Source organism: Bacillus sp. BML-BC051 (assembly GCF_019656175.1).
Lineage (GTDB): Bacteria > Bacillota > Bacilli > Bacillales > Bacillaceae_G > Bacillus_A > Bacillus_A mobilis.
Genome location: NZ_BPLI01000034.1, coordinates 148,506 through 154,865 on the forward strand (window position 1 = coordinate 148,506; position 6,360 = coordinate 154,865).

The following is a 6,360-nucleotide window of genomic DNA, read 5'->3' on the forward strand; positions in this document are numbered from 1 at the left end:
GCCCTTATTTGATTTTTGGGTATTACTTTCCTAATGTTAGTTTATTTAGTACAATGAAAGAATGAACACTTTCAGAAAGTGAGCGATTTTATGAAACGTATTAAAATTTCAACAGAGTATATTACACTAGGACAATTTTTAAAGTTAGCCGATGTAATTGATACAGGTGGCGCTGTAAAATGGTTTTTACAAGAATATGAAGTGTACGTGAATCAAGAACTTGAAAATAGAAGAGGTCGCAAATTATATGCGAACGATATTATTGAAATTCCAGGAAGCGGAAGTTTCCAAGTTCAGGCATAAAGGGGGAGCCCTTTGTTTATTTCAGAAATACAGTTAAAAAACTATCGCAATTATGAAAAGTTAGAGCTTTCCTTTGAAGATAAAGTTAATGTGATTATCGGTGAAAACGCGCAAGGGAAAACGAATTTGATGGAAGCTATTTACGTTTTAGCGATGGCGAAATCTCATAGAACCTCTAATGATCGCGAGCTTATCCGTTGGGATGAAGACTTCGGTCAAATTAAAGGGAAATTACAAAAGAGAAATAGTTCTTTGTCTTTGGAATTAAATATTTCGAAAAAAGGTAAAAAGGCAAAATTAAATCAACTTGAACAACAAAAATTGAGTCAATATATTGGCATGATGAATGTTGTCATGTTTGCCCCAGAAGATTTAAATCTTGTAAAAGGAAGCCCTCAAGTAAGAAGACGCTTTTTAGATATGGAATTAGGACAAATAGCCCCAGTCTATTTGTATGAATTGAGTCAATATCAAAAAGTGCTCACGCAACGAAATCACTTGCTGAAAAAGATGCAAGGGAATAGTAAGAATGAGGAAACGATGTTGGATGTATTTACACTTCAACTTATTGAGCATGGTGCAAAAATATTGCAAAAACGGTTTGAATTTTTGCATTTACTACAAGAATGGGCAGCTCCAATTCATCGTGGTATAAGCCGTGGATTAGAAGAATTAGAAATTGTCTATAAACCAAGTGTAGATGTATCAGAATCAATGGATTTGTCGAAAATAAAAGAAGTATACTATGAAAATTTTCAATCTGTGAAACAACGTGAGATTTTCCGTGGTACAACTTTAATTGGTCCTCATCGTGATGATTTACAATTCTTCGTTAATAGTAAAAATGTTCAAGTCTTTGGTTCGCAAGGACAACAACGAACGACCGCACTGTCCCTAAAATTAGCTGAAATTGAATTGATTTACTCAGAAGTTAAGGAATATCCGATTCTTTTATTGGATGATGTATTATCAGAATTAGATGATTATCGTCAATCGCATCTGTTAAATACAATTCAAGGAAAAGTGCAAACATTTGTGACAACGACGAGTGTCGACGGAATTGAACACGAAACATTAAAAGAAGCGAAAACAATTCATGTAACGAACGGCACGGTAGATTGTGAAATAGATAGGGCGTAATCCCTATTTAAATGGAAAAGTAGGTGATCTTTGTGTCAATGGAACAAAAGCAAATGGAAGAAAACTCATATGATGAAAGTCAGATACAGGTACTTGAAGGATTAGAAGCAGTGCGAAAACGTCCTGGGATGTATATTGGATCTACAAGTGGAAAAGGACTTCACCATCTTGTGTGGGAAATCGTCGATAATAGTATTGATGAAGCACTTGCAGGGTATTGTGATGAAATTAACGTTAGTATCGAAGAAGATAATAGTATTCGTGTAACGGATAATGGACGTGGTATTCCAGTTGGTATACAAGAAAAAATGGGACGTCCTGCTGTAGAAGTTATAATGACTGTTCTTCATGCTGGTGGTAAGTTTGGCGGTGGCGGTTATAAAGTTTCTGGCGGTTTGCATGGTGTTGGGGCATCTGTAGTAAATGCTCTATCAACAGAACTAGAGGTATTTGTACATCGTGAAGGAAAAATCCATTATCAAAAATACGAACGAGGTATTCCGGTTGCGGATTTAAAAGTCATTGGTGACACAGATCAAACAGGAACGATAACTCGATTTAAACCAGATCCAGAAATTTTTCAGGAAACAATTGTATACGAATTTGATACGTTAGCAACTCGTATGCGCGAATTAGCATTTTTAAATCGTAATATTAAATTAATAATTGAAGATAAGCGTGAACATAAACAGAAGAAAGAATTCCATTATGAAGGTGGAATTAAATCATATGTTGAGCATTTAAATCGTTCAAAACAGCCAATTCATGAAGAACCTGTATATGTAGAAGGTTCAAAAGATGGCATTCAAGTTGAAGTTGCGCTTCAATATAACGAAGGATATACAAATCATATTTACTCATTTACAAATAATATTCATACGTATGAAGGCGGTACACATGAGGTAGGATTTAAAACAGCCTTAACTCGTGTGATCAACGATTATGGCCGTAAAAATAATATTTTAAAAGATGCGGATAGTAATTTAACTGGTGAAGATGTTCGTGAAGGTTTAACGGCAATTGTGTCAATTAAACATCCAAATCCGCAATTCGAAGGACAAACGAAGACGAAACTTGGAAATAGTGAAGCAAGAACGATTACAGAGTCAGTGTTCTCAGAGGCATTTGAAAAGTTCTTACTGGAAAATCCCAATGTTGCGCGTAAAATTATAGATAAAGGGACGATGGCAGCCCGTGCGCGTGTAGCAGCTAAAAAGGCTCGTGAGTTAACTCGCCGAAAGAGTGCTTTAGAAGTTTCAAGTTTACCAGGGAAATTGGCAGACTGTTCTTCTAAAGATCCAGCAATTAGTGAAATTTATATCGTAGAGGGTGACTCTGCGGGTGGGTCTGCGAAACAAGGACGCGATCGTCATTTCCAAGCAATCTTACCGTTGAAGGGTAAAATTATTAATGTTGAAAAGGCGCGTTTAGATAAGATTTTATCAAATGATGAAGTTCGTACAATTATTACAGCGATCGGTACAAATATCGGCGGAGACTTCGATATTGAAAAAGCTCGCTATCATAAAGTTATTATTATGACTGATGCCGATGTTGATGGTGCGCATATTCGTACCCTATTATTAACGTTCTTCTATCGTTATATGCGTCAAATAATTGAGTGTGGTTATATATATATCGCACAGCCACCTTTGTTTAAAGTACAACAAGGTAAGAAAATTCAATATGCTTACAACGATAAGGAACTTGAAAAAATCTTAGCGGAATTACCAGCCCAACCTAAGCCGGGGATTCAGCGTTATAAAGGTCTAGGGGAAATGAATCCAACTCAGTTATGGGAGACGACAATGGACCCAGAAGTACGTTCATTACTTCAAGTTTCTCTTCAAGATGCAATTGAAGCGGATGAAACATTTGAAATTTTAATGGGAGATAAAGTAGAGCCACGTCGTAACTTTATCCAAGAAAATGCAAAATACGTGAAAAACCTTGATATTTAAATGGGTAATGACAGGAATCTAAGTATTCCTGTCTTCTACATATAAATCAATGTATGTGTAACGGAAATGTAAGAGGAGGTGCTCGTTGATGTCAGACAATCAACAACAAGCACGAATTCGAGAAATTAATATTAGTCATGAAATGCGTACATCGTTTTTAGATTACGCAATGAGTGTTATCGTATCACGTGCATTACCAGATGTTCGTGATGGATTAAAACCTGTGCATCGTAGGGTTTTATATGCGATGAATGATTTAGGAATTACAGCTGATAAAGCGTATAAGAAATCGGCGCGTATTGTCGGTGAAGTAATTGGTAAGTATCACCCTCACGGTGATTCAGCTGTTTACGAGACGATGGTACGTATGGCGCAAGATTTTAGTCAGCGTTATATGCTTGTTGATGGGCATGGTAACTTTGGTTCTGTTGATGGCGATTCAGCAGCAGCAATGCGTTATACAGAAGCAAGAATGTCTAAGATTTCTATGGAATTAATACGTGATATTTCAAAAAATACGATTGATTACCAAGATAACTATGATGGTTCTGAAAGAGAGCCAATTGTATTGCCGGCGCGTTTCCCTAATTTATTAGTGAATGGTACGACGGGTATTGCGGTTGGTATGGCAACAAATATCCCGCCTCATCAACTCGGTGAAGTAATTGATGGTGTATTGGCACTAAGTCATAATCCTGACATTACGATTGCGGAATTAATGGAGTTTATTCCAGGACCTGATTTTCCAACAGCAGGTTTAATTTTGGGACGAAGTGGGATTCGAAGAGCGTATGAAACAGGTAGAGGCTCTATTATGCTTCGAGCTAAAGTTGAAATTGAAGAGAAGTCAAATGGTAAACAATCTATTCTCGTAACTGAACTACCTTATCAAGTTAATAAGGCACGATTAATTGAAAAAATCGCAGAATTAGTTCGTGACAAGAAAATTGAAGGTATTACGGATTTACGTGATGAGTCAGATCGAAACGGTATGCGTATTGTTATGGAAGTACGCCGTGATGCTAATGCCAATGTACTATTAAATAATCTATATAAACATACAGCACTTCAAACAAGTTTCGGTATTAATATGTTGTCTCTTGTAAATGGAGAGCCACAAGTATTGAATTTAAAACAAAATTTATATCATTACTTGGAGCATCAGAAGGTAGTAATTCGTCGACGTACTGCTTATGAATTAGAAAAAGCAGAGGCGCGTGCTCATATTTTAGAAGGATTAAGAATTGCTCTAGATCATCTTGATGAAGTTATTACGTTAATTCGTAGTTCGAAAACAGCAGATATTGCAAAGCAAGGCTTAATGGAACGTTTCGGTTTAAGTGAGAAACAAGCGCAAGCAATTTTAGATATGCGTTTGCAACGTTTAACAGGATTAGAACGTGAAAAAATTGAGCAAGAATATCAAGACTTAATGAAGTTAATCGCTGAATTAAAAGCAATCTTAGCAGATGAAGAGAAAGTTCTTGAGATTATTCGTGAAGAATTAACGGAAGTGAAAGAGCGTTTCAATGATAAGAGACGAACAGAAATTACAATTGGCGGCATGGAATTTATTGAAGATGAAGATTTGATTCCAGAGCAAAACATCGCTATTACGTTAACTCATAATGGTTATATTAAGAGGTTGCCAGCTTCTACGTACAAAACACAGAACCGTGGTGGACGTGGTGTACAAGGAATGGGAACAAATGATGATGATTTCGTAGAACATCTATTAACTACTTCTACGCATGATCACATTTTATTCTTTACTAATAAGGGGAAAGTATACCGTACGAAAGGATATGAAATCCCAGAGTATAGTCGTACAGCAAAAGGTATACCTATTATTAACTTATTAGGTGTAGATAAGGGTGAATGGATTAACGCCATTATTCCAATTCGTGAATTTGGTGACGATGAATTCTTATTCTTCACAACAAAACAAGGTATTTCTAAGAGAACGCCACTTTCATCGTTTGCGAATATACGTACGAATGGTTTAATTGCAATCTCTCTTCGTGAAGAGGACGAAGTAATATCTGTACGTTTAACATCTGGTGATAAGGATATTATTGTAGGAACAAGCAACGGTATGCTAATTCGCTTTAACGAGCAAGATGTACGTTCTATGGGACGTAATGCGGCTGGTGTAAAAGCAATTACATTAGGTGACGAAGATCAAGTTGTAGGCATGGAAATCGTCGAAGAGGATGTAAATGTTCTAATTGTAACCAAAAATGGTTATGGAAAACGTACACCAATTGATGAATACCGTTTACAAAGCCGTGGTGGTAAAGGTCTGAAGACTTGTAATATTACAGATAAAAACGGTAAGTTAGTAGCTGTTAAATCTGTAACAGGTGAAGAAGACATCATGTTAATTACGGCAGCGGGTGTTATTATTCGTATGCCAGTTGATCAAATCTCTCAAATGGGACGTAATACACAAGGTGTTCGTCTAATTCGTTTAGAGGATGAGCAAGAGGTAGCGACGGTAGCAAAAGCACAAAAAGATGAAGAAGAGGAATCTAATGAAGAGGTTTCTTCTGAAGAATAAGAGAGGGGATTTTCCCCTCTCTTATTTTTTTATAATAATACTTGCATAGCAATAGAAAACTCTATATAATAGGCAGAGTCAGCAAATGAGAGATACAAATTATCTTAAAAAACTTGTTGACGAAAATAATATACTATGATATATTATAAAAGTCGCTGAAACGCGATGTTGAACTTTGAAAACTAAACGAAACAAACAACGTGAAACGTCAATTTTTATTTTTAGATGCTAGACAAACTAACTTTATTGGAGAGTTTGATCCTGGCTCAGGATGAACGCTGGCGGCGTGCCTAATACATGCAAGTCGAGCGAATGGATTGAGAGCTTGCTCTCGAGAAGTTAGCGGCGGACGGGTGAGTAACACGTGGGTAACCTGCCCATAAGACTGGGATAACT

Annotated in this window: 4 protein-coding genes and 1 rRNA gene; all 5 read left to right on the forward strand. The window is 36.6% G+C overall.

The features are described from left to right. Positions 1-90 precede the first annotated feature (90 nt). The gene (gene yaaA, locus K5S59_RS15930; protein WP_000821366.1) at positions 91-303 is read left to right on the forward strand and encodes a S4 domain-containing protein YaaA; all 213 of its coding nucleotides are present in this window, start codon (positions 91-93) and stop codon (positions 301-303) included. A 12-nt stretch (positions 304-315) separates the two neighbouring features. Next, positions 316-1,443: a DNA replication/repair protein RecF gene (gene recF, locus K5S59_RS15935; protein ID WP_000470743.1), complete on the forward strand. Its 1,128-nt coding sequence runs from the start codon at positions 316-318 to the stop codon at positions 1,441-1,443. 38 nt (positions 1,444-1,481) lie between these two features. Then, complete coding sequence (gene gyrB, locus K5S59_RS15940; protein ID WP_000435976.1) at positions 1,482-3,404, forward strand: DNA topoisomerase (ATP-hydrolyzing) subunit B; 1,923 nt, start codon at positions 1,482-1,484, stop codon at positions 3,402-3,404. A gap of 88 nt (positions 3,405-3,492) precedes the next feature. Then, the gene (gyrA, locus tag K5S59_RS15945) at positions 3,493-5,964 is read left to right on the forward strand and encodes a DNA gyrase subunit A (RefSeq protein ID WP_001282859.1); all 2,472 of its coding nucleotides are present in this window, start codon (positions 3,493-3,495) and stop codon (positions 5,962-5,964) included. A 243-nt stretch (positions 5,965-6,207) separates the two neighbouring features. Beyond that, positions 6,208-6,360, forward strand: a 16S ribosomal RNA gene (locus K5S59_RS15950); the annotation flags it as partial.

Bases quoted from the DNA above. Each gene is read 5' to 3' on its own strand.
- yaaA (WP_000821366.1), top strand. From the start codon at position 91: ATGAAACGTATTAAAATTTCAACAGAGTATATTACACTAGGACAATTT.
- gyrB (WP_000435976.1), top strand. From the start codon at position 1,482: ATGGAACAAAAGCAAATGGAAGAAAACTCATATGATGAAAGTCAGATA.
- gyrA (WP_001282859.1), top strand. From the start codon at position 3,493: ATGTCAGACAATCAACAACAAGCACGAATTCGAGAAATTAATATTAGT.